The 22,083-nt window shown below is 46.4% G+C and carries 25 protein-coding genes; 6 read left to right on the top strand and 19 right to left on the bottom strand.

What is annotated here, in order from left to right; translation table 11 throughout:
* Positions 1 to 27: 27 nt before the first annotated feature.
* The 4 genes from ACTHUG_RS02830 to ACTHUG_RS02815 form a co-directional block, all read right to left on the bottom strand.
* Positions 28 to 2,301 (bottom strand): 4Fe-4S binding protein, encoded by a 2,274-nt coding sequence (locus tag ACTHUG_RS02830; protein WP_440373261.1) that lies wholly within the window; start codon positions 2,299 to 2,301, stop codon positions 28 to 30.
* A 488-nt stretch (positions 2,302 to 2,789) separates the two neighbouring features.
* A complete protein-coding gene (porB, locus tag ACTHUG_RS02825; protein WP_295862466.1) occupies positions 2,790 to 3,851 on the bottom strand; it encodes a trimeric porin PorB in 1,062 nt (353 codons plus the stop codon).
* Between the two features lie 313 nt (positions 3,852 to 4,164).
* Positions 4,165 to 5,010 carry a tRNA pseudouridine(38-40) synthase TruA gene (gene truA / locus ACTHUG_RS02820; protein ID WP_440373262.1) on the bottom strand — a complete coding sequence of 282 codons (846 nt, stop codon included), beginning with the start codon at positions 5,008 to 5,010 and terminating at the stop codon, positions 4,165 to 4,167.
* Positions 5,011 to 5,242: 232 nt separating this feature from the next.
* Positions 5,243 to 7,234, bottom strand: a complete 1,992-nt coding sequence (locus ACTHUG_RS02815; RefSeq protein WP_440386161.1) for a FimV/HubP family polar landmark protein — start codon at positions 7,232 to 7,234, stop codon at positions 5,243 to 5,245.
* Between the two features lie 353 nt (positions 7,235 to 7,587).
* On the opposite strand from ACTHUG_RS02815, the gene ACTHUG_RS02810 reads away from it, so the two are divergent.
* The 6 genes from ACTHUG_RS02810 to dtd all read left to right on the top strand — a co-directional run bounded on the left by ACTHUG_RS02810 (position 7,588) and on the right by dtd (position 10,973).
* Positions 7,588 to 8,121 (top strand): septation protein A, encoded by a 534-nt coding sequence (locus tag ACTHUG_RS02810; protein ID WP_036493186.1) that lies wholly within the window; start codon positions 7,588 to 7,590, stop codon positions 8,119 to 8,121.
* Positions 8,121 to 8,411: a YciI family protein gene (locus ACTHUG_RS02805; protein WP_440386127.1), complete on the top strand. Its 291-nt coding sequence runs from the start codon at positions 8,121 to 8,123 to the stop codon at positions 8,409 to 8,411. Before ACTHUG_RS02810 ends, ACTHUG_RS02805 begins: the two co-directional genes overlap by 1 nt.
* Entirely contained in the window at positions 8,408 to 8,680 is a 273-nt protein-coding gene (locus ACTHUG_RS02800; protein WP_036493183.1) for a BolA family protein, read from the top strand. The genes ACTHUG_RS02805 and ACTHUG_RS02800 overlap by 4 nt, the downstream gene beginning before the upstream one ends.
* A 51-nt stretch (positions 8,681 to 8,731) precedes the next feature.
* Positions 8,732 to 9,604 (top strand): peptidylprolyl isomerase, encoded by an 873-nt coding sequence (locus ACTHUG_RS02795; protein WP_440386126.1) that lies wholly within the window; start codon positions 8,732 to 8,734, stop codon positions 9,602 to 9,604.
* Positions 9,605 to 9,648: 44 nt separating this feature from the next.
* Positions 9,649 to 10,413, top strand: coding sequence for a peptidyl-prolyl cis-trans isomerase (locus tag ACTHUG_RS02790; protein WP_440386125.1), 765 nt, complete (start codon positions 9,649 to 9,651; stop codon positions 10,411 to 10,413).
* 98 nt (positions 10,414 to 10,511) lie between these two features.
* Positions 10,512 to 10,973 carry a D-aminoacyl-tRNA deacylase gene (dtd, locus tag ACTHUG_RS02785; RefSeq protein ID WP_003748635.1) on the top strand — a complete coding sequence of 154 codons (462 nt, stop codon included), beginning with the start codon at positions 10,512 to 10,514 and terminating at the stop codon, positions 10,971 to 10,973.
* Between the two features lie 59 nt (positions 10,974 to 11,032).
* On the opposite strand, the gene ACTHUG_RS02780 is transcribed toward dtd, so the two are convergent.
* The 15 genes from ACTHUG_RS02780 to hisC all read right to left on the bottom strand — a co-directional run bounded on the left by ACTHUG_RS02780 (position 11,033) and on the right by hisC (position 21,970).
* Positions 11,033 to 11,551, bottom strand: coding sequence for a gluconokinase, GntK/IdnK-type (locus ACTHUG_RS02780; RefSeq protein WP_440386124.1), 519 nt, complete (start codon positions 11,549 to 11,551; stop codon positions 11,033 to 11,035).
* A gap of 91 nt (positions 11,552 to 11,642) precedes the next feature.
* The gene (locus tag ACTHUG_RS02775; protein WP_070814810.1) at positions 11,643 to 13,028 is read right to left on the bottom strand and encodes a GntP family permease; all 1,386 of its coding nucleotides are present in this window, start codon (positions 13,026 to 13,028) and stop codon (positions 11,643 to 11,645) included.
* Positions 13,029 to 13,320: 292 nt separating this feature from the next.
* Entirely contained in the window at positions 13,321 to 13,974 is a 654-nt protein-coding gene (gene nfsB / locus ACTHUG_RS02770; protein WP_440386123.1) for an oxygen-insensitive NAD(P)H nitroreductase, read from the bottom strand.
* A gap of 72 nt (positions 13,975 to 14,046) precedes the next feature.
* Positions 14,047 to 14,823, bottom strand: a complete 777-nt coding sequence (gene tatC, locus ACTHUG_RS02765) for a twin-arginine translocase subunit TatC (protein ID WP_440386122.1) — start codon at positions 14,821 to 14,823, stop codon at positions 14,047 to 14,049.
* Positions 14,824 to 14,838: 15 nt separating this feature from the next.
* A complete protein-coding gene (gene tatB, locus ACTHUG_RS02760; RefSeq protein WP_188211845.1) occupies positions 14,839 to 15,501 on the bottom strand; it encodes a Sec-independent protein translocase protein TatB in 663 nt (220 codons plus the stop codon).
* 3 nt (positions 15,502 to 15,504) lie between these two features.
* The gene (gene tatA, locus ACTHUG_RS02755; RefSeq protein ID WP_003679438.1) at positions 15,505 to 15,708 is read right to left on the bottom strand and encodes a Sec-independent protein translocase subunit TatA; all 204 of its coding nucleotides are present in this window, start codon (positions 15,706 to 15,708) and stop codon (positions 15,505 to 15,507) included.
* Positions 15,709 to 15,749: 41 nt separating this feature from the next.
* Entirely contained in the window at positions 15,750 to 16,073 is a 324-nt protein-coding gene (locus tag ACTHUG_RS02750) for a histidine triad nucleotide-binding protein (protein ID WP_440386121.1), read from the bottom strand.
* Between the two features lie 118 nt (positions 16,074 to 16,191).
* Positions 16,192 to 16,515: a phosphoribosyl-ATP diphosphatase gene (locus ACTHUG_RS02745; protein WP_003679440.1), complete on the bottom strand. Its 324-nt coding sequence runs from the start codon at positions 16,513 to 16,515 to the stop codon at positions 16,192 to 16,194.
* A 31-nt stretch (positions 16,516 to 16,546) separates the two neighbouring features.
* Complete coding sequence (gene hisI, locus ACTHUG_RS02740) at positions 16,547 to 16,954, bottom strand: phosphoribosyl-AMP cyclohydrolase (protein ID WP_440386120.1); 408 nt, start codon at positions 16,952 to 16,954, stop codon at positions 16,547 to 16,549.
* A gap of 43 nt (positions 16,955 to 16,997) precedes the next feature.
* On the bottom strand, positions 16,998 to 17,765 hold the full coding sequence (gene hisF, locus ACTHUG_RS02735; protein WP_070712262.1) for an imidazole glycerol phosphate synthase subunit HisF: 768 nt from the start codon (positions 17,763 to 17,765) through the stop codon (positions 16,998 to 17,000).
* 40 nt (positions 17,766 to 17,805) lie between these two features.
* Positions 17,806 to 18,123 carry a hypothetical protein gene (locus ACTHUG_RS02730; protein ID WP_036493171.1) on the bottom strand — a complete coding sequence of 106 codons (318 nt, stop codon included), beginning with the start codon at positions 18,121 to 18,123 and terminating at the stop codon, positions 17,806 to 17,808.
* A 164-nt stretch (positions 18,124 to 18,287) separates the two neighbouring features.
* A complete protein-coding gene (gene hisA, locus ACTHUG_RS02725) occupies positions 18,288 to 19,025 on the bottom strand; it encodes a 1-(5-phosphoribosyl)-5-[(5-phosphoribosylamino)methylideneamino]imidazole-4-carboxamide isomerase (RefSeq protein WP_440386119.1) in 738 nt (245 codons plus the stop codon).
* 73 nt (positions 19,026 to 19,098) lie between these two features.
* Complete coding sequence (gene hisH / locus ACTHUG_RS02720; RefSeq protein WP_440386118.1) at positions 19,099 to 19,743, bottom strand: imidazole glycerol phosphate synthase subunit HisH; 645 nt, start codon at positions 19,741 to 19,743, stop codon at positions 19,099 to 19,101.
* 168 nt (positions 19,744 to 19,911) lie between these two features.
* Positions 19,912 to 20,865: an imidazoleglycerol-phosphate dehydratase HisB gene (hisB, locus tag ACTHUG_RS02715; RefSeq protein ID WP_440386117.1), complete on the bottom strand. Its 954-nt coding sequence runs from the start codon at positions 20,863 to 20,865 to the stop codon at positions 19,912 to 19,914.
* A 19-nt stretch (positions 20,866 to 20,884) separates the two neighbouring features.
* The gene (gene hisC, locus ACTHUG_RS02710) at positions 20,885 to 21,970 is read right to left on the bottom strand and encodes a histidinol-phosphate transaminase (RefSeq protein WP_440386116.1); all 1,086 of its coding nucleotides are present in this window, start codon (positions 21,968 to 21,970) and stop codon (positions 20,885 to 20,887) included.
* Between the last annotated feature and the right edge of the window lie 113 nt (positions 21,971 to 22,083).

Below are 22,083 nucleotides of genomic sequence, written 5' to 3'. Positions count from 1 at the left end.
ACAGCCCTCTTTTTTATTTATAAATTACTACTTGTCAACACTGATTGCTGATTCTTTTTTAACAAACTGAACAACTTGTTCTTGAGCATTTTGCGCTACTGCCGCATCGTGCTGCTCAGATTTTGCCGCCGCTTGCTTTTGTTTTTTCTTATTCGTTGCCACTACTTGAGGGCAACGCGTATCGTGGTGATACATTACCTGGCAATGCAGACATTGGATACATTCGTTCGGATGAATGTCACCTTCAGGTGCGATTGCCTGAACCGGACATTCGTGTGTACAAATCTGACAAGGATTGCCACACATTTTATAGCGACGCAGCCAGTCAAACACACGGAAGCGACCCGGCAATGCGATACCCGCACCCAAAGGACACAGATAACGGCAGAAGAAACGTTCGATAAACAAGCCTGCGATCAGCAAAGCGGCAGCGAACAGAACAAACCACCATTCACGCATAAATTTCAAAATGATTGCAGTTTTGAAAGGCTCAATTTCAGCAAATTTTTCAGCCGTACCCAAATCGTACAGGGAAATTGCCAACAAGGCGAAAAAAATTACATATTTAATCGCACTCAGACGGGTATGCAACAAGTGTGGTACTGTAATTTGTTTCAGACCCAATTTTTTGGCGATACGGTTGGTTAACTCTTGCAATGCACCGAAAGGACACAGCCATCCACAGAATGTACCGCGGTTCCACAACAGCATGGTCGCCGCTGTAAAGAGCCACAGAATAAATACCAGCGGATCCATCAGGAAGAATTCCCAGTGGAACTCAGTCAAAATGGCTGAGAACAACGTCAAAGTATTCACTACTGATAATTGTGCCTGAGCATACCAGCCGATATAAAACAGCGTAAAGATCAGGAAACAGAGGCGGAAACGGTCATACCATTTTTCGTAACGTACAATCCAGTCTTGGAACAGGAATACCAACAGGAGAATTGTCAAAGCAATACCGACAACAATAATTTGACCTTGTTTGGCTTTCCAAACCTGTTTCCAAAGTTGGTTGGAAACACCATCATCACCGGCAGTTGCATCTTCGGCAATACCTGTACTTTCAGGAGCTGAAGCTGCAGCCGCAACTTGCTCAACCGGCGCGCTGATTTCAACCGGCGGTGCTTTAGGATCGTCAACGTAGTAGCCTTTTGGCAATTCGTAATCCAAATCTGCAGTTACGAAAGCTTTATCGTTAACGCTCAATACACGTTGAATCATCAATTGCAAACGCCATGGCTCGGCACCATCAAATTCCACACCCTCAGGGATTGTGAACCAAGATACCTCTTTGAATGCAGGTGCACCTTCCGCTGCCAAAGCAACCACACGCTCATGCTGTGCATCAGTAAAACGGAAGCTGGTATCGCCCTGAATCATTTCGATACGGTCAAAGATACCGCCGCGAACATAACCCGAACCTTTCCAAGAATAGCGACCCTCGCCGGCCACCATTACGGCTTCTTGACCAGGTTTCAAACGTTTTTGCAGGTTGTTCCAGCCGGCTTCGCCTAAAAGACTTTTACCGATGGAAGGTTGGCTGACCAAGGCAACATACAGATCAATAAATGTATCATTACCATCGCCCTGCTCCGCATGATCTGCCACACCTGCTTTACCGCTTTTCTCAAACAGTTTATTGATTTCGTCGATAGAAATATGCAGATGACCGACGGCTTTTTGTTCCAAAAGCGCATTCCATGACAGGATATCTTGTTTGTCTTGACTGGCAACACGACGCGGACGGGTTTGAACGGCAGGTTCGGCAGACTGTTCGCCGGAAGCAGCTGCTGCATCGGTTTGAACTGCTTTATCAGTACCCAAATGATATTGATGGATTACCGCCTTAACAGAACGCTGAATACTGTCATTGATGACCATCAGGGTTACAGTCGCACCACTAATAATATCCCCTGGCGCAACACCCGGTTGAGGCGGGTTTTTAATAAAATTTAAGCCGATATATTTGTCAATGAATTTATCAACACGGGATTGCGGGATACCGATCAGCATAATTGGCTCATGGTGTTCAACCAATTTTGCTCCCGCAATAGTGCCATCATTGGCCAATGCAACCATTGTATCAATCGGCTTACTCGAATAACCACGCGTATTGACCACATCAGTCGTGATATAAACCAAACCAAGCTGCTCTTCGCCTTTATATACACGAGCAACCAAAGGCTTACCTTCAGGTTTGCCGTAGCGATCAGCACCAGGAAAAATTTCAGAAGGCTGAATTTTTGCCAAGAAATCAGGCAAGCGCTCTGCGTAAGCAGGCAGGCTTACTATCATCATAGAAAACACAGTAAACAGCACAAGGATTCGTTTCCAAATGCTACTTAAGCACTTCATTTCAAGACAGGACATGACTATTCCCGATATATCGATACTCTAAACACTTATATTATATGAATCATCTATCGGCAATAATTTGATTAAAATCAAGTTTACAAATCTTAAAACCAAATTCTACATGCTAATAATACTTTAGAACTATAAAAAATAAATCTTTTATTAGTAGACATGAAATATAGGAAAATCAAATCAATCCAATAACCATCTCAATATCGTTAACTTATTTATAATAATACTCAAAACAATTTCTAAAATTTCATTTAGCATATATTAAATAGAATATAACCTGACTTAAATTTCCATAGGCCGTCTGAAAACGAATATCGAAAATACTTTAACCTGCCCCTGCAATGACAAAATACATTTCTTACAAAAACAAAAAGAGCCTGTATAAAACAGGCTCTTTTTCAGACTAATCTTAAGTCAGATTAGAATTTGTGACGCAGGCCAACAGTACCAGCAGTTTTCTCGTATTTGTAGTCGCCTTTGCCTTCTTTCAACCAGCCAGCAGACAGCAGGGCAGAAGTACGTTTAGAAAAGTCGTAGTCAGCACCAACGATAACTTGGTTGTAAGCGCTGTTCTTTTGTTTCACGCCTTCTTCTTTAGCTTTGAAACCGTGAGCGTAAGAAACACGAGGAGTTACGTTACCGAAGCGGTAAGCAGCAGTTGCACCAACTTCAGTACGTTCGTTTTTCTTAGCACCAGCTACGTCAGCTTTGAAGCCTTCGTATTGACCTACAACAGCAACCATCAGGTTGTTGGCATCGTAACCAGCAGTCAGACGGTGAGCTTGGTGATCTTTGTAAGTACCAGCAGCCAAAGTAGTATTGTGGTTGAATGCATCCAAGTAGCCAGCATCCAAGACAGCATGTTTAGCGTAAGAACCAGCATAGCGACCAAAGAAGCCAGAGTTTTCGTAGTTCAGACCCAAATCGTAAGACGCACGGCTTTTCACAGCGTGATCGTATTTGTCGCCAGGGTTAGCATTGTCGCGAGGTTGGAATTGTACGCTTGCGCTGAAACCACCCAATACAGGAGTGTCGTAACGTGCAGATACTTTACGAGTATCTACACGTTTAATTTTACCCAGTTGCAGAGCATCTGCGTTAGCGGCACTAGATTCCCAAGGGTCGAAGCTGTCGCTGCTATCTTTCAGAGCAGTGTTCAGATTACCGGCACGAATTTTACCGAAGCCGCCTTCCAAACCAATGAAAGATTCACGGTTAGCAAAACCAGAGTCACCACCGGCGATAGAAGTGTTTTGTTCAACTTGCCAGATAGCATTCAGGTTGCTACCCAAGTGTTCGTGGCCTTTGAAGCCGATGCGAGAACCGTAGTCAGCAATCTCAGTAGCAGTTTTAGAAGTAGTCTTACCTTCTTTTACTTGAGAAATTTCAACGCCGGCTTTAACTTGACCGTACAGAGTCACATCAGCCATAGCTGCAACAGGCAGAGCTGCCAAAGTCAGAGCAATCAGAGATTTTTTCATTGCTGTATTCCTTTTCTATTGTGAAGAAATAACTTAAGCAGACTGGACAATCCGCTTAGGCTTACTTTATCGCTGGAATCAGCGATTCCATGACTGTCACTATAATTGTTCCTCTCTAAAAAAACAAACTTTATTCAATCCTCCCCCACTACTTCGGAAACCAAATAAAGGTAGGCACAACCCAAATAATGGAAATTTATTATTTAAAATCAATGATAAATTCCTCCTAAAACCATATTTGCATTTTTACAACACTTTATCAATTTACACATTAATCACGCTATTTTGTTGCTTTTATACCAATAATCCGCAGTCAGGCCGTCTGAAAACCATTACCCAGAACGCTCATCCACTCAGGCAACGATAGTTGCATCACTCCAAACTCATCAGGATAGTCAACACCTGTTAGATACAGGCCATCTGACATAAACGTTGGCGGAGCCTTCAATCTACTTTTTGCATGAAAGACTGACTCAAACTCATTCACACTGATTCTGCCACTACCCACATACACCAATGCACCCATAATATTGCGTACCATATGATGTAAGAATGCGTTCCCATGCAAATCAAGGCACAGATAGCGAGAAGTTCCACTAATACTTGCACTATATAGTGTCTTTATAGGGGATTTTGCCTGACATTCAGCTGCTCGAAAACTGGAAAAGTCATGCTCCCCCTCCAATAAGGCAGCAGCCTGCCTCATCAGATTTAAGTCCAATTTCAAATGCGTCCACCCTACCCTGCCAACCAATAATGGAGAACGAACCGGTGAGGATTCCAATAAATAACGATAATGGCGGCCATAAGCATCAAATCGGGCATGGAAATGAGGTGCAACTTTTTGCGCAACCAACACAGCAACACCATCAGGCAAATATGCATTGACACCCCGCACCCATGCTTGCTCCGGACGACTTACTGATGTATCAAAATGCACCACCTGGGCAGTTGCATGCACACCCGTATCCGTCCTTCCCGCAACAATAGTATTAATTTGTTCCCCCGCTATTGAAGACAATGCCTGCTCTAAGGCCGTCTGAACAGTCGGCAAATCTCCGGCCTGTTTTTGCCAACCATAAAAACGGCTACCGTCATAAGAAAGGGTCAAAGCCCAGCGCTGCACGAGATGCCCTGTTGTATTTACTTGTTCAGTCATTTCTTATACTTCTTGTAAATTGATATTGTTGTCTATACTCAAGTAACAAATATTAAAAAGGCGTGATCAACACACTCCTCCATTATGTATTTCAGACGGCCTTTATCTTCAACCATCATATAAAATAAAACCGAAATCTTACCCAACCAATAATAGACTCAGCCAAAATCTTGCTTTTTAATTTACCATAAAAAAGATGCCGTCTGAAACGGCATCTTCATTTGACTGGCACTTATACACCAAGTTCTTTCATCAGTTTTTGGGCTTTATGCAGAATATCGCCTTCAGCCTCTTCAATCAGCCCTTGCAATGTTTCTCGAGCCGCTTCAGGATCACCGATTTCGATATACATCTTAGCCAAATCATATTTAGCTTCAAGCGGTGCAGTCATACCGACTGATTCTGAAACAAAACCTCTTTCACTATTGCTTTTATCGGCGGCTACTGAAACATCTTCAGCACCCCATTCCAATGCACCTTCTTCAATCACAAACTCAGAAGCAGCTTCTTCTTTCTCTGCTTCTTCTTTGGTTTCTTGAATTTGCAAGTCTTGATCTTGCTTGACATCAAATGGCAGCACATGGCTGTCTGAATCTTCAGGGGTATCTACCGTAAACTCGAGTGGCTCTTCATTTCTTGACTCAGAGACTTTTTTCTCTGCCGCCACATCAAACTCAGCAAATGTATTTGCCTGCTCTTCTTTACGTTCCGGCATAACAACAGATACCGGCTGATACGGATTTTCTGGTTCAGGTTCGTACACGCTTTCTGTTGATTCGATATTGTCCCAATCAGCATGACGACGTTGCTCTGTCTCAACATCATGCGTTACTGCACCTGAAAGAATACCTGCCTGACTATTGTCAATCTTGCCCAAATCAAGTTTGACATCATTAATAGTGGAAGATTCTTCTACTTCATTGATAACCACATCATCTTCGAAATCATCTTCGATAAACAGACCATCTTGAGTTTTTTCAGACGGCGTTACTTTAGTTGCAGCAACTGCAGCAGCTGAAGCAGCAACATTTTTCTGTACAGGCTTCTCTTCATCCTTACGGCTTACAGGTACCGCCTCTGTCTCGTCTTTACGTTTACCGGCAGCTTTCAACAACAACCAAGCAGCAATAAGGGCTGCTCCGCCTGCCAATAACCATTTCCATAAATTGCCGTCTGATTCGCCTTCTGTTTGCTCCGCGACAGAATCCGTGGTTGCAACAGGCTCAGAAGCCACTACATCCTCTTGGGCATCAGAAGCCATAGCTTCTTGAATATCTGACGCAGGAACAGTCGATGCGGCATTTTCATTGACAGCTGCAGATGCTGCTTGTTCTGTTTGTTCAGCTGAAGCTTGTTTCACTTCTTCCTGTTGCTGTGTATTTACGCCAGCATCTTTAACCTGGGCTTCAGTTTTAGCCTCAGGCTGAACAACAGGTTTTTCTGTTTTAGCTTCTGTTACATTGACGGTTTCATTGTCTTTCTCTGTCGCTGTAGCTGTATTGGTTTTAACAGGCGCAGAAGAAGCCAAGCGTTGCAATTCGCTACGGTTTGGGATATTCAGCACTTTACCTGCCAACATACGGTTGGCATTGTTATCAATAAACACATCCGGATTGGCATTAACCAACGCTTGAATGGTTTGATCCAAGGTCATACCTTGCGGACGGATGCTGGACGCAATGGCAATCAGGGTTTCACCCGTACGCACCAAATGCTGTCTGCCTGAACGTACGGCCGTATCGTTTTTAGCAGAGGCCGTCTGAACTTGTTTTTTTTCAGCCTTACGTTGCGCATCTTTACGCACTTGAGCTACCTGATTGCCTGCTGCTTTATTGTTTTTTGTTACAGGCTGTTGGGCATTGCGTGTCGGCTCGAAGGATTGAGATTCAGCAGCCTGACGGGTGCGGACGGATGCCACATCTTTAGCGTCGTATCCGGCCGGATCGATGATGGCAGTGTATTCACGCGATTGCGTGCCGACACCTACTTGGAAAACCAAAACAGGATCTTTAATGGCTTTGGAAGAACGAATCGTAACGACTGCCTTATCGCCTGATTTGCGTACTGCCGCGCGCAAATTGCCATTTGAAATAGTGGCCTTGCCGCCGTTAAGCAGAGCCTGGGCTTCCTCGCCTGTTACGGTAATACTGCCTGTAAAAGGCTCACCCAGATGAGATTGGACATTCAAGCCGCCCAAACCTGCTGAAGCACCAAGCGATGTCATTAAAGCGATAGAAGCTGTAATTAATTTAATATTGTGATGTTTTTTCAAAACTGATCCCCTGTTCGGAAATTATGGTACTGACCAATGTGCGCGCATTTAACCATATATTTACTAGATATTACGTCATGATATATTTTTAACCCATTTCTGCCAAGCAATACAGGCCATTCAGCCTGAAATTCCTTGGTAAATCTATTACTTTTGCATGCTTGTGTTTCTTTTTTACAAATTTCTCTAACCCAAAACAAATATTTTATATAAATATATGCGGTATTAAAGTCATGAGGGAAGGTGCAAAAAAACACATCTGCCTGTATGATTAGCATTTACTCAATTAGTTTCATCATTAACATATGAAAGTTTTGAGCGACTTATTCGCCGTATTCTTATTTTTCATTACATACATCATCACCAAAGACATGATTGCCGCAACGGCTGTCGCAGTTGTAGTCGGCATAGCCCAAGCTGCGTTGACCTTTTGGAAACACCGCAAGCTGGACACCATGCAATGGATCAGCCTGATTTTGATTGTCTTCTTTGGCGGTGCAACGATTTTACTGAAAGACAACCGCTTCATCATGTGGAAACCGACCGTTCTGTTTTGGATCGGCGCGATCGTCATGCTGTTTAGTCATCTTGCCGGTAAAAACGGGCTAAAAGCCGTGATGGGTAAAGAAATGCAGCTTCCTGATTTTGTATGGACGCGCCTGACTTATGCATGGATTGGCTTCCTGATTTTTATGGGTGCTGCCAATCTCTTTGTCTTTACGTATTTTCCAGACCAATGGGTCAATTACAAATTGTTCGGCACATTGGGTTTCACAATCATTTTTTCTATCGCACAGGGCATGTATCTGATGCGTTTCCAGCCTAAGGAGGATCAATAATGGAATATTTCATGCTTTTGGCCACTGATGCCGAAGATGTCCACGAAGCACGCATGGCGGCACGCCCCGCGCATTTGGCACGTTTGGAAGAATTGAAAGCGCAAGGCCGTCTGCTGACTGCCGGCCCCAATCCCCTGCCGGATAATCCGGAACGCGTTTCCGGCAGCCTGATTGTGGCTCAATTTGAATCTTTGGACGCTGCACAAGAATGGGCCGAACAAGACCCTTACGTCGATGCCGGCGTATACACCGAAGTCTTGATCAAACCCTTTAAAGCCGTGTTCAAATGAGCAATATGCGTCAAATGATTGAAGAACGCCTGCAGGCACTTGAGCCTGAGTTCTTCGATTTTGAAGATGAGAGCCATCTGCACGCCGGCCATGCCGGCAATAAAGGCGGCGGGCATTATGCGATATTGGTGGTCAGCAACGCATTTGAAAATATCGGCCGCCTCCAACGGCAACGTATGATTAAGCAGCTTTTACAAGACTTGTTTTCAGACGGCCTGATTCATGCACTCAGCATCAAAGCAACCACGCCGGATGAATACTTCCATTAAGATTACCGCCCAAACTTTGATTTCCAATCCTTAATTTAGAAGAGAAATACGATGAAAAAAACCTACTTTGCTTCAGCCTTGATGCTCGCTCTGACTTCCGGCACCCTGTTTGCCCAAACTTTGGTTACCGTCAACGGCCAAGCCATCGACAGCAGCGTGATTGACGACCAAGTGGCTTCCGTACGCGCCAGCAATCCTAACATTCAAGATACGCCTGAATTGCGTCAAATGCTGACTGAACGTCAAGTTATCAGCACTATGGTTACCCAAGAAGCCAAAAAATTAAAGTTGGATCAAAGCGCTGAATTCAAAGCGGCACTGGAGCAAGCACGTGCCGATGCCGCCAAGCAAGGAGCGGATAAAAAGCCCACATTCAAAACCGAATGGGCGGCTTTTGAAAATGATTTGTTAGGCCAAGCTTTCGCGGCACACATCATCCGCCAATTTCCTGTTCAAGAAAAAGATGTTAAAGCCGCTTACAATGATTTCAGCAACTTCTATAAAGGCACCCAAGAAGTCCAGCTGGGCGAAATCGTAACCGACAGCAACAGCAATGCCCAAAAAGCCATTGCCGACTTGGACGCGAAAAAAAGCTTTGCTTCGGTATTGAACCAATATTCAATTGATGAAGCAGCCAAAAAAGCCGGCGGCATCCCTAAAGCTTATGTTCCGCTCAAAGATTTACAAGAATCAGCACCTCCGCTTTATGCAGCCGTCAAAGACCTGAAAAAAGGCGCGCACACTAAAACGCCGCTGCAAAACGGCAATCTGTATGCCGTTTTCTACGTCAATGACCGCCGTAATGTTACCGTGCCTTCTTACGAAGCCGCTAAAAACGAGATTGGCAGCGACTTACAGGGAGCCCGTGTCAATGCAGCCATTCAATCATTGCTGAAAAAAGCCAGCATCAAAGTCAACAAATAATATAACGTGCCCGCTGTGATAGCGGCGGGCAATAAGGAATCCACATGAACATCAAGCCCAAAACTGCCGTTTTGGCCATCCTTACCCTGTCAACGATCGGTTTGGCAACCGCCAAAGCGCCTGATATCGATCCTGCCCGCATCGACAGCATGGTTGCCGAAGTATTGAGACAGGCCGACCAGCATCCCAACCAGACTGCCAAACCCGATGGTCAGGCAATCCGCAAAGATGTGGTTACACGCTTGCAGACTTTGGAAATCTTGAAAAATGAAGCCTTTAAGGCTGGTTTGGACAAAGATGCGGAAGTGCAGAATCAATTCAAAAACGTTGAAGCTGAGTTCTATGCCAACCAATACGCTGCTTATCTAGAACGTCAAACCGCAGTTGACGATGCCGAGTTGCGCCGTTTCTACGACCAGCAAACACGCATTATTAAGCTGCAACAAGTCAGCTTTGCCTCAGCCGACGAAGTACGCGCCGCGCAAGAACTGCTGCTCAAAGGCTTATCATTCGAAGAGCTGATGAAGCGCTATCCCAACCCCGAACAAAAATTCGACGGCTTCATTTCTCCGCAACAGCTTGCACCTCAACTGGCTACCGCTTTTGCTGACTTGAACCGAGGCGATGTAACGCATGAACCAGTTGTAATAGGAAACCGTTTTTACCTGTTTAAACTCAGTGCAGTAGAACGCGATCCTAAAGCCAAACCTTTCGAACTGGTGCGTAATCAGCTTGCCCAAGCTGTCAAACGACAAAAAGTCGAGAATCAGATCGAACGTATCTTGAAAGACAACGGCATTAATCCGTAAATTAATTCAATGGTTTCAGGCCGTCTGAAACCATACTCAAACCCAAAGGGCGTGTCTTTTACGCTCTTTTTTACAAACTTTTTTTATTCAAAAACATCATGCGCGCCGTTATTCAAAAAGTTACCCAAGCCAAAGTTGACGTTTTGTCCGAAAACTCCCGCGAAACCTGCGGCAAAATCGACAACGGATTTATGATATTGCTCGGTGTTACCCACGCCGACACGGAAGCAGACGCCAAATACATTGCGGACAAAACCGCCAACCTGCGTATCTTTGAAGACGAAAACGGCAAATTAAATTTATCGCTCAAAGATGTCGGCGGCTCGATATTGCTAGTTTCCCAGTTTACCCTTTACGCCGATGCGCGCAGCGGCCGCCGTCCGTCCTTCTCCAATGCCGCCCCTGCCGAACAAGCGGATAAACTCTATCAATATACTGCGCAACTTTTGCGCGAACATGGACTGACTGTCGAAACCGGCAGATTCCAAACCCATATGCAGGTTTCTCTTTGCAATGACGGGCCGGTTACCTTATTGCTTGATTCGCAAAAAACATTCTAAATCTCATCAAAAAAGGCCGTCTGAAATATTTCAGACGGCCTTTTCATTTCTGTTCATTACTAAATCAAGCCTTGCGCTTTTACCCAGTTCACAATATCTGCCTCAACGGCTTCAGGCGAACCCGGATTGTCGATTTTGACACCGTACTCATCCGCACCCAGCTCTTCCAAAATCTCCAGCTGCGAATCCAGCATTCCGGCTTTCATATAATGCCCCTGACGCGACAGCATACGCTCTAGATTGATTGCTTGAGGCGGAGTCAGATGGATAAAAGCCACCTTCCCTTCCGCACCACGCAGAATATCACGGTATTGGCGTTTGAGTGCGGAACAAGTAACGATGGAATATTTTTCCCCGTTTTTTGCCTGCTCTATCATCCAGTCACGCAAATTGCCCAGCCAAGGATAGCGGTCTTCATCCGTCAGCGGAATACCGGCACCCATTTTGTCGCGGTTGGCTTGGGTATGGAAATCATCGCCTTCGGCATAGGGACATTGATCAAGATATTTTTGCAACGAGAGTGCGGCCGTGGTTTTACCGCAACCGCATACGCCCATCATGACAAAATGTGTCGTCATTTTTCTACTCCTTGTTTATCTGGATTTTAACGGTATTTGAAAACAGGCGGATTGTGTTATCTCAAAAACACTATCTGCCGGCCGTTTTCGATTAAACCAAGATAAACAACACTGACGATAAAGCAAAACCGATGAGTGCGATAAGTGTTTGGTTGACCGTCCATGTCTTCAAGGTCGTCGGCACATCCATATCCAACAGACGGCCGACAAGCCAGAAGCCTGAGTCGTTAAAGTGGCTGCAACCGACGGAACCCGCCGCCGTCGCCAATACCACGCAAGTAATCTGCCAATCGCTGAAACCTGCCGCCGCAACGGCCGGTGCCATCAATGCGGCAGCGGTAGTCAATGCAACAGTCGCAGAACCTTGCGCAATACGCAAAGCCAAAGCCACCAAGAAACAGCCCAGCAAAACAGGAATACCCAAGTCAGCCATGCTGTCGGCCAAAGCCTTACCGATACCGGAAGCACGCAATACGCCGCCGAACATACCGCCCGCACCGGTAATCAAAATAACCGAGCAAACCGGGCCCAATGCGCCATCAATGGTTTTCTCCAAAGCGCTGGCTTTTTCGCCACGTTTGCTGCCCAATACATACAGGGCTACCAAAACAGAAATCAGCAAAGCAATCGGTGTAGAACCGAGCATTCGTGCAAACTGCACCCAGCCTTCATCCGCACTGACCATTTTCTCGCTGATCAGAGTAGACAAACCAGTATTCAAGAAAATCAACAACATAGGAATCAGCATAATGCCGATGACTGTAGATGCTTTTGCAGGCGCTTTCGGTTGGTCGTTATCTTGCGTACCGCCGCTGAGCAGATCAGGAACGGGCACATGAATGCTGCGACCCAAAACTTTACCCAATAAATAGCCACTGAAATACCAAGTAATCAAGGTAACCGGCAAACCCAAAATCAGCAGTTGACCAATGTTTGCGCCATAAAATTCAGAAGCGGCAATCGGGCCGGGATGTGGCGGCAGGAAGACGTGCATGACCGAAAATGCGCCAATAGATGCCAACGCATAGGGCAAAACAGTTTGCTTCATGCGGCGTGCCGTTGCAAATACAATCGGCAACATCACCACCAAGCCAGCATCAAAGAAAATTGGAAAACCGAAAATCAAAGAAGCCACGCCTAAGGCAAACGGCGCACGTTTTTCACCAAAAATCCGAATCAGCGCATCCGCCAAAGATTGGGCACCGCCGGAAGTTTCCACCAAACGGCCGAGCATTGCGCCCAAACCGACCAGCAACGCTACGCTGCCGAGCGTGCCGCCAAAGTTTTTGACCAACACATCATTGACGATACTGCCCATAGGCAGGCCTGTTACGATAGCAGTCAGCAGGCTGACCAATACCAACGTCAGCAAGGCATGAACGCGCAGTTTTACAATCAAAATCAAGATCAGCAAAATCGCTGCGGCGGCGATACCGAGCAAGGTACCGGCACTCAACGTTTGAGTCCATCCATCCATTTTGAAGCCTTTCTCTGTAAGAAAAATACAAATTTATTAATGTTTTTTAACATATATGAATACGATAACACATTTACCCATGAAATCGTACGGCTAAATCCGGCCAAAATATAAGCACCTATTTTTCCAAACCCTTTTTGTAAGATGCTTGAAAGTAAGGAGGACAAAGAAAAACAAGAACAATAAAAAGGCCGTCTGAAAAGTAGTTTATTTTCAGACGGCCTGACATTACGCTTCTCAATAAGATAGAAACAGATGGCTTTTTTCAATGATCTGAAACCAAGCCCCTCGGTTATACCTTAGTAAAAATTACCTCGTTTTCCAAACGTGATTTCGGCAATTTGGCATTAAAATCATCTTCGGCGCGATAGCCCAATGCGACAACGGCAACAGCACGATAACCTTTTTCAGCCAAACCAAATTCTTGATCTAAAACAGCCATATCCACCCCTTCCAACGGAACGGCATCCACACCCAAGGCCGCGGCGGCAAACAGGGTAAAGCCCAAATTAATATGAACTTGACACGACAACCATTGGGTTTCGTCTTGCATTTGCTTGCGGTGGATACCCAAGAAAGTGCGGCGCGCATTATCGCCCATTTGCTTATTTTCAGCCGTAGCAAAACGTCCGTCTTTATCTTCCTGTTCCAACACGCCTGCCAAATAGTCCTCATCGGCATGCACCCGCGCCGCAAATACGATTACATGTGAAGCGTTGATGATTTTGGGCAGGTTGTACGGAAAATTTTCTGCAGATTTGGCTACCCGTGCCTTACCTGCTTCATTATCCGTAATCACAAAATGCCAAGGTTGAATATTGACGCTGGAAGGACTGTAGCGCAGTGCCGCTTCGATTTGGGCAAAATCTTCGGCTGAAATTTTTTTGGAGGCATCAAAAGATTTGGTGCTGTAACGTTTTTGTACGATATCCTGAACATTCATCATGTTGCTCCTTAAAATTTAAAACTGTCATAAACACAAAGGCCGTCTGAAAAATCCTTCAGACGGCCTTTATTCTCAAATTTCCGCCGGCGGTTGCGGTGTATCCCCATCTTCCTGCTGCGTTTTGGCCTTGGCAAAACGGCTGAACCAAATACCTGCTTCGTAGAGTAGAATCAGCGGAACGGCAAGCAGGGTTTGAGAAATCACGTCAGGCGGCGTGATGATTGCGGCCACGATAAACGCACCCACGATAACATACGGACGGGCGTTCTTAAGCTGAGCGGTCGAAACAATGCCCATTTTGGCAAGCAACACCACAACAACAGGCACTTCAAACGTCGTACCGAATGCGACAAACATGCCCAAAATAAAGGACAGGTATTTGTCGATATCGGTCGCCATATTGACGCCGACAGGGGTTACACCGGCCAAGAATTTGAAAATAACGGGAAACACCAGAAAATAGGCAAAAGCCATACCGACGAAGAAAAGCGTTACGCTGGACAACACCAGCGGCGTAATCAAACGCTTTTCATTTTGGTATAAGGCCGGGGCGACAAACGCCCAGACTTGATACAGCGTGTGCGGCAAGGACAGCAGAAACGCCGCCATCAAGGTAACCTTTACCGGCACAAAAAACGGCGCGATCACATCGGTCGCAATCATGCTGGTATCTTTAGGCAGATTGGCCATCAATGGTTCGGCAACAAAAGTATAGAGCTGCTGGGCAAACGGCATCATGCCCAAGAAGCAGACGACGATGCCGATGACGATCCACATCATGCGGCGGCGCAGCTCGAGAAGATGCTCGATAAGCGGTTGGACGGGTTGTTCGTGTTGAGGTTCGGACACCGGTTGACTCACTTTTTACTTACGGACGCGCAGTTTGGGTTTGGCGTGGAATTTCGGGCGCATATCGCGCTTGCGGCTCATCGCCTGCTTACGCAGAGATGTCGTATGCAGCGGAGGAACATCGGCGGCAGGGGCTTCGACATAGCTGACTTCAACCGCCGGAGCGGGGGAAACCGATGCGGTCAAATACTCACGCCAAGCGCGGTCTTGCTCGGACTCGGCATTTTCAGCCCCGGCAGGCTCTTGGGTTTGCGCTGCCCCACCCTCTTCAGAAACTTGGGCCGCACTTTCATTTTCAGTGCTGCTTGGCGCCAAATCAGGCAGAGGATTACCGAACTCGTCCACACCAAAATCAGCTGGCGTTTTTTGTTCGGGCAGGCGTTCCCACGGCTTGAGGCCGTCTGAAATATCATTCAGATTTTTTTGTGCATCATCGCCCAAGTCTTTGATACCGTCGCGAAACTCCGAAGCGGCGGCTTCAAATTCCTGCTTGACTTTGCGCAATTCGTCCAACTCAGCCTGAGTATTAAGTTCCTGCTTGACGTTGTTGACGAAGCCTTGCAATTTACCGACCAAACGCCCGGCCGTGCGCGCGGCTTGCGGCAGACGTTCGGGGCCTAACACTATCAGGGCAACAACGCCGACCAGCAGCAATTCGCCCAAACCGAAATCAAACATGGATTATGCTTTGTCTTCGTCTTTTTTGTGTTCGATGACTTCGTCTTTTTTGGCATCTTTGCCGTCTGTACCTTCGTTCAGGCCTTGTTTGAAGTCATGCACTGCGCCGCCGAGGTCTTTGCCGACGTTGCGCAATTTTTTGGTACCGAATACCAAAACGACGATAATCAGTACGATAATCCAGTGCCAAAGAGAGAAGCTACCCATGATAAATCCTTGAATTTGTTTAATTTAAAAAGAGATAATAATTATGCGGGCGTACCCATGATATGGATATGCAGGTGGAAGACTTCTTGTCCGCTGCCTTTACCTGTGTTGATCAGGGTTTTAAAACCGTCGGTCAAACCTGCCTCTTGGGCGATTTGAGGGACTTTCAACATCATTTTACCCAACAGGGTTTGATGTTCGGCAGTGGCGTGTGCCAGTGAATCGAAGTGTACTTTTGGAATCAGCAGCAGATGTACCGGCGCGGCAGGGCGGATGTCTTTGAAACAAAGCATCTCATCGTCTTCGTAAACGGTTTGTGCCGGAATATCTTTGGCGGCGATTTTGCAGAAAATACAATTATCCATAATGGCTCCAATGGCCGTCTGAAAACGGGCGTAACGGGTTTCGCTAAACAAAGTGAAATCGTTTTTGCCCCAAGAGACGGATTCTGAAACAGGTCAAATACGGGATTGTAATATAAATTCAAGATTCTTTGCGAGAAGCTTTTTCCACCAATCCCGACAAACCTTGACGGCGCGCAAGCTCGTTGACCACATCTTCGGCGCGCAATCCGTGATGCGCCAATAAAACCATGGTGTGAAACCACAAATCCGCCACTTCGTAAACCAAATGTTCACCGCCGCCATCTTTAGAGGCCATCAAGGTTTCACCCGCTTCCTCGATGACTTTTTTCAAAATCTTGTCTTCGCCTTTGTGCAAAAGTTGGGCAACGTAAGAAGCATCGGGATCGCCGCCTTTGCGCGAATCGATGACGTTTTGGATTTGGGTAAGGATGGTATCGGTCATGGTCGGTTTCTCTTATTTCTTTCAGACGGCCTTAAGGATGTTTATGTCCGTAAATTGCTTCTTCGTCTTTCAACACGGCATCCACTGTCTGCCATGCACCCTCTTGCCAAACTTTGTAAAAGCAGCTTTCGCGCCCGGTATGACAGGCAATGCCGCCGTTTTGTTCAATCAACATAACCACAGCGTCGCCATCGCAATCCAGGCGCAATTCGTGTACTTTTTGCGTATGCCCCGAATCTTCGCCCTTCATCCATTGTTTTTGGCGGGAACGGCTGTAATAGTGGGCAAAACCGGTTTCTACGGTTTTTTGCAGGGCCTCTGCGTTCATCCAGGCAACCATCAGCACACGGTGTGTCTGCCAATCTTGGGCAATCGCGCAAACCAAACCTTTTTCATCAAATTTTACGGCATTCAGCAGCGTTTCGTTTATATTCGACATTCGCGTTTTCTCCCATATTTTTCAGACGGCCTTTGGATAGCAATCACAAACGCACTTCGATTCCTGCTTCGCGCATGGCCAGTTTTGCTTCGCGGATACTCGCTTCGCCAAAATGGAAAATACTGGCGGCCAATACCGCATCGGCCTTCCCTTCTTTAATACCGTCCACCAAGTGTTGAACCGAACCGACGCCGCCGGAAGCAATGACCGGAATATCGACCGCTTCACTGACCGCGCGTGTCAACGGCAGATTGAAACCTTGCTTGGTGCCGTCCCGGTCCATGCTGGTCAGCAAAATCTCGCCTGCGCCGCGCCGCTGCATTTCGACAGCCCATTCCACCGCGTCCAAACCGGTCGGATTACGTCCGCCGTGGGTAAAGATTTCCCAACGGGTGTTTTCAGGGTTGACCGCTTTGGCATCGACAGCAACGACAATCGCTTGCGAACCAAAAAAACCGGCCGCTTCGTTTACCAACTCAGGATTGGTTACAGCGGCCGTATTGATGCTGGCCTTATCGGCACCGGCATTGAGCAGGCGGCGGATATCGGCAACCGTACGCACACCACCGCCGACGGTTAATGGAATAAAAACTTGCGAAGCGACCGCCTCGATAACGTGCAAAATAGTATCGCGATTGTCGCTGGAAGCGGTGATGTCCAAAAAGGTCAACTCATCCGCGCCTTCATCGTTGTAGCGTTTGGCAACGTCAACCGGATTGCCTGCATCGCGCAAACCCAAAAAGTTGACGCCTTTTACCACGCGGCCGTCTTTTACATCCAGACAAGGAATAATTCGTTTTGCCAATGCCATACCCAATACCTCTTATCCGTTATCAGACCGTCTGAAACCGTCAGGCCAAAAATTTGCCCAACCAATCCGGCAAATGTTGCAACAGCTGAAAATAACCGATACCGGCCATCATCGCCAACACACAGGAAATAATAAAATTGCTGTCGATACGGCCAACAATGGCGAAAATCAAACCGGCAAATGCCCATATTATCCCGTTGAAAATCATCCAATAGGTATCGATAATCGGCAAATCAAACGCCGTCAGCTGCCGCAATATCACTGCAATCAGTGTAAACCACAAACTTTCGCTTAGCGGATACACTTCTCGGTCAGATGACCAGATAATCCAAAAACCCAAAACAAACGCTTCAAGCATACTAATCCCTTAATAAAATATCGATTGGGTTGTTTTTATAATTATTTCAAATAGATATAAACCCATGACCTATACAGGCAATCCCTTTGAGTGCATTTTTGTGTGCTGCGTCAGCCGCTGCGTTTTAATGGCCTGCAAGGTCTTATCCGCATAATCCGACACACTTAAGCCAAAGAATCGGCCAGTTTTTGCGCCTGTGCAAAATCAATGCTTCCCTCGTAAATTGCACGGCCGGTAATCGCTCCGCTTACGCCTTCGTTTTCGACGGCACACAATGCGCGGATATCATCCAAATTCGTCAAACCGCCGGAAGCGATAATCGGAATATTCACGGATTGGGCCAATTTGACGGTGGCTTCGATATTCACGCCGCTCATCATGCCGTCGCGGCCAATATCGGTGTAAATAATGCTGTTGACGCCATCGTCTTCAAAACGTTGGGCCAAATCGACGACATGATGTTCCGTTACCGTTGCCCAACCGTCTATTGCCACCATGCTGTCTTTGGCATCCAAGCCGACGATAATCTGCCCCGGAAATTCCTTGCATGCTTCGCGCACAAATTCAGGATTTTTTACCGCAGCCGTGCCGATAATCACATCAGTCAGACCCAAATCCAAATACTTTTCAATGGTTTCCAAATCACGGATGCCGCCGCCAAGCTGTACTGGAATATCTTTGGCCACGGCGGCCAAAATTTCTTTAATCGCCGGAAAATTTTGAGGAACGCCTGCGAATGCGCCGTTCAAATCAACCAAATGCAAACGGCGTGCGCCTTGGTTGCGCCAATGCAAAGCTGTCTCTGCCGGCGAATCGGAAAACACCGTCGCCTGCTCCATCAAGCCTTGTTTCAAGCGGACACAACGTCCTTCTTTCAAATCAATGGCAGGTATCAACAGCATTTTTTTCTCCTCTATTCAGTTTCAGTATATTTTACACAAATTAGCGATTTTTAGCAGATTTATGTTAAAAACCTCAAATCTGCCAATTTAAAAAATTCCGCAGCAGCAATAATCCTGCCTGATGGCTTTTTTCCGTGTGAAACTGTGTGGCAAACACATTGTCTTGACCGACAATGCAGGCAAATTCATTCGGATATTCGCTGACGCCTAAAACAATCTCTTCATTTTTCGGCGCAAAATAATAGCTGTGAACAAAATAAAAATACTCCTTCTGCCCAATGTCTTGAAATAAAGGATGCGGACGGGTTTGACGTACTGTATTCCAGCCCATATGCGGCACTTTCAGACGGCCTCCTTGCGCATCGGTCTGATTGGGCAAAAACCGTTTGACTTGGCCTTCAAACCAACCCAAACCATCTGTATCGCCTTCTTCGCTGTGTTCAAACAATAATTGCGCACCTACGCAAATTCCAAAAAACGGCTTGTTTTTCAGGCCGTCTGAAACCGCCTCGCCCAAACCGCTGGCCTTCAGCGCAGACATACAGTCCGGCATGGCGCCCTGCCCCGGAAAGATAACCTTATCCGCCACCATCACTTCTTCAGGCCGCGAAGTCAGATAAACCTCGGCATTTTGCTTGGACAAGACCTGCGCCGCCTGAACCGATTTCAACACTGAATGCAGGTTTCCCATTCCATAATCGACAATCGCTACTTTCATTGCTTCTCCTCAGGCCGTCTGAAAACATTTAATGATTAATATAATAATAAGAATGATTGTAGCAAAAGATGGTTTAAAACAAAATATTGCCACCATACAAGATGAATAATAAAGGCCGTCTGAAATCCCAATCGGTTTCAGACGGCCTTTATTCATTCAAACGCTGCCTTATTCTTCTGATGCGGCTTCCGCTTCTTCTTGAACAGATTCTTCGCTCAGCGTGCCTTTAGTAGAAGGCGTTTGACCAATCATGCACGGATCGTATTCGACTGCCATGCGCAGGGCGCGGCCGAAGGCTTTGAAAACGGTCTCGGCTTGATGGTGCGCATTACGTCCGCTCAAGTTATCGATGTGCAAGGTCATCATGCTGTGGTTCACAAGGCCGTGGAAAAATTCTTCAAACAAATCGACGTCAAAACGGCCGATCAGGGCGCGGGTAAAGTCGATGTTGTATACCAAACCGGGGCGGCCGGAAAGGTCGATGACCACACGGCTCAATGCTTCATCCAGCGGAACATAGGCATGGCCGTAACGGGTAATGCCGGCTTTATTGCCAAGCGCTTGTTTCAGGGCCTGACCAACCACGATACCGATGTCTTCAACTGTGTGATGGTCGTCAATGTGCAAATCGCCTTTGCAGGTAATATCCAAGTCAATCAAACCGTGACGCGCTACTTGGGCAAGCATATGCTCAAGGAAAGGAACGCCGGTATCAAAGCGGTATTTACCGGTGCCATCAAGATTGAGGCTGACGGTAATTTGGGTTTCGCAGGTATTGCGGGTAACAGTAACAAAACGGCCCTCGGTTGAAACACCGGCATCTGCTTCGGCGGTTTGTTTTTCCAAACGTGCCGCTTCAACCGCTGCTGCTTTTTCTTGGTCTTTGCTGTGATCACGGTTCAGCCAGCCTTTGCGTTTGTGCATACCGGACTCCAACTTCGCAGCCAGGCTCGGACGGATGCCGCGCGCAGACTCGTCGCCTGCTTGTTGTTCCAAACGGCGTTTGAGCTGAGACAGGGAGGCGGAGTTTTCATAACCGCATGCGCGTGCAAGCTTGGTCAATGAGCCGGCTTCTTCAACCAGTAACAGAAAATTGGTCAAATGCAGTTGAGCTTTGTTCATAATGGTAGTTTCCTTGAAATCAAAGATTGGGGTAAAGGTTTTTAATAACGGCCAAGACGGCATCATTTTGCGCTGCCGAGCCTATGGTTATGCGGACACACTGATCCAAAAGCGGATGGCTTCCATGCAGCTTTTTAATCAGTATGCGGTTTTGCTTCAATGTTTCAAACAGTCCGTCCGCATCAGGAACGCGAACGGTAATAAAGTTGGCTTCGCTTGGGAAAACTTCCAAACGGTTTAATTTCAACAATTCATTCATTACGCGCGAACGCTCGTTTTTCAATGTATCAATGTTTTGCTGAATAATTGGATGATGTTTCAATGAGAATTTCGCCGCTGCCAAACTCAATTGATTCATATTGTAAGGAGGTAGGATTTTGGCCAGCTCTCCAATAATGCCCGGGCTTGCCGCCGCATACCCCATCCGTAATCCGGCAAAACCGATTTTGCTGATGGTACGCATTACGACCAGATTTTCAACTTCTCCCGCCCACGGAAGGAAACTGTCATGATGAAACGCACCATATGCCTCATCAACAACCACAATGCCGGTTGCCGCACGAACAACCGCCTCTACTTCTTCTCGTTTAAAGCACACGCCGGTAGGGTTATTGGGATAGGCAATAAAAATTAATGACGGCTGATGTTGCTCAATCGCGGACAAAACGGCAGGAAGATTTAAAGTGAAGTCCGGATTTAAGGGAACGCCGACATATTCAATGCCATAAAGCGCGGCATTATGACGATACATAACAAAACTTGGCTCAATACCCAATACACACGCATTGGGTTTGGCAACCAGCATGGTCAAAAACTGGATAAGCTCATCGGAGCCGTTGCCCAATGCGATTTCCGCCTTGCCGGGAATACCGAAGACTTCCCTTAATTCTTCATAAATCCCGCTCTTGGCTGTATGAGGATACAAATGAATCGGTGCTTCTTTTACTATATCCGCCCATTCTGACAACAAAGATTCATATCCGGCGAAAGGATGATGCGGACACTCCATAGCATCCAACTTAATAAAACCTTCCGGCAAATCGGCAACCTGATAAGCTGTCATTACTTTAATATCATCACGGATAACGTCAGCAACGCGATTCATGGTTTTCTATCCTCCTGAGATAAAGTGTCTATAATAATAGCACAATCTTTATTTGATAAATATATTAATAAGACTATAAAACAGGATAAAGTTTCATTAATTTAAAGAAAAAC

Origin of the sequence: Neisseria sp. P0022.S009, from assembly GCF_051956675.1 — a bacterium.
GTDB lineage: Bacteria > Pseudomonadota > Gammaproteobacteria > Burkholderiales > Neisseriaceae > Neisseria.
This window is presented reverse-complemented; position numbering and strand designations above follow the sequence as displayed.

Bases quoted from the DNA above. Each gene is read 5' to 3' on its own strand.
- ACTHUG_RS02830 (WP_440373261.1), bottom strand. From the start codon at position 2,301: ATGATGATAGTAAGCCTGCCTGCTTACGCAGAGCGCTTGCCTGATTTC.
- porB (WP_295862466.1), bottom strand. From the start codon at position 3,851: ATGAAAAAATCTCTGATTGCTCTGACTTTGGCAGCTCTGCCTGTTGCA.
- truA (WP_440373262.1), bottom strand. From the start codon at position 5,010: ATGACTGAACAAGTAAATACAACAGGGCATCTCGTGCAGCGCTGGGCT.
- ACTHUG_RS02815 (WP_440386161.1), bottom strand. From the start codon at position 7,234: ATGACATCGCTTGGTGCTTCAGCAGGTTTGGGCGGCTTGAATGTCCAA.
- ACTHUG_RS02810 (WP_036493186.1), top strand. From the start codon at position 7,588: ATGAAAGTTTTGAGCGACTTATTCGCCGTATTCTTATTTTTCATTACA.
- ACTHUG_RS02805 (WP_440386127.1), top strand. From the start codon at position 8,121: ATGGAATATTTCATGCTTTTGGCCACTGATGCCGAAGATGTCCACGAA.
- ACTHUG_RS02800 (WP_036493183.1), top strand. From the start codon at position 8,408: ATGAGCAATATGCGTCAAATGATTGAAGAACGCCTGCAGGCACTTGAG.
- ACTHUG_RS02795 (WP_440386126.1), top strand. From the start codon at position 8,732: ATGAAAAAAACCTACTTTGCTTCAGCCTTGATGCTCGCTCTGACTTCC.
- ACTHUG_RS02790 (WP_440386125.1), top strand. From the start codon at position 9,649: ATGAACATCAAGCCCAAAACTGCCGTTTTGGCCATCCTTACCCTGTCA.
- dtd (WP_003748635.1), top strand. From the start codon at position 10,512: ATGCGCGCCGTTATTCAAAAAGTTACCCAAGCCAAAGTTGACGTTTTG.
- ACTHUG_RS02780 (WP_440386124.1), bottom strand. From the start codon at position 11,551: ATGACGACACATTTTGTCATGATGGGCGTATGCGGTTGCGGTAAAACC.
- ACTHUG_RS02775 (WP_070814810.1), bottom strand. From the start codon at position 13,028: ATGGATGGATGGACTCAAACGTTGAGTGCCGGTACCTTGCTCGGTATC.
- nfsB (WP_440386123.1), bottom strand. From the start codon at position 13,974: ATGATGAATGTTCAGGATATCGTACAAAAACGTTACAGCACCAAATCT.
- tatB (WP_188211845.1), bottom strand. From the start codon at position 15,501: ATGTTTGATTTCGGTTTGGGCGAATTGCTGCTGGTCGGCGTTGTTGCC.
- tatA (WP_003679438.1), bottom strand. From the start codon at position 15,708: ATGGGTAGCTTCTCTCTTTGGCACTGGATTATCGTACTGATTATCGTC.
- ACTHUG_RS02750 (WP_440386121.1), bottom strand. From the start codon at position 16,073: ATGGATAATTGTATTTTCTGCAAAATCGCCGCCAAAGATATTCCGGCA.
- ACTHUG_RS02745 (WP_003679440.1), bottom strand. From the start codon at position 16,515: ATGACCGATACCATCCTTACCCAAATCCAAAACGTCATCGATTCGCGC.
- hisI (WP_440386120.1), bottom strand. From the start codon at position 16,954: ATGTCGAATATAAACGAAACGCTGCTGAATGCCGTAAAATTTGATGAA.
- hisF (WP_070712262.1), bottom strand. From the start codon at position 17,765: ATGGCATTGGCAAAACGAATTATTCCTTGTCTGGATGTAAAAGACGGC.
- ACTHUG_RS02730 (WP_036493171.1), bottom strand. From the start codon at position 18,123: ATGCTTGAAGCGTTTGTTTTGGGTTTTTGGATTATCTGGTCATCTGAC.
- hisA (WP_440386119.1), bottom strand. From the start codon at position 19,025: ATGCTGTTGATACCTGCCATTGATTTGAAAGAAGGACGTTGTGTCCGC.
- hisH (WP_440386118.1), bottom strand. From the start codon at position 19,743: ATGAAAGTAGCGATTGTCGATTATGGAATGGGAAACCTGCATTCAGTG.
- hisB (WP_440386117.1), bottom strand. From the start codon at position 20,865: ATGAACAAAGCTCAACTGCATTTGACCAATTTTCTGTTACTGGTTGAA.
- hisC (WP_440386116.1), bottom strand. From the start codon at position 21,970: ATGAATCGCGTTGCTGACGTTATCCGTGATGATATTAAAGTAATGACA.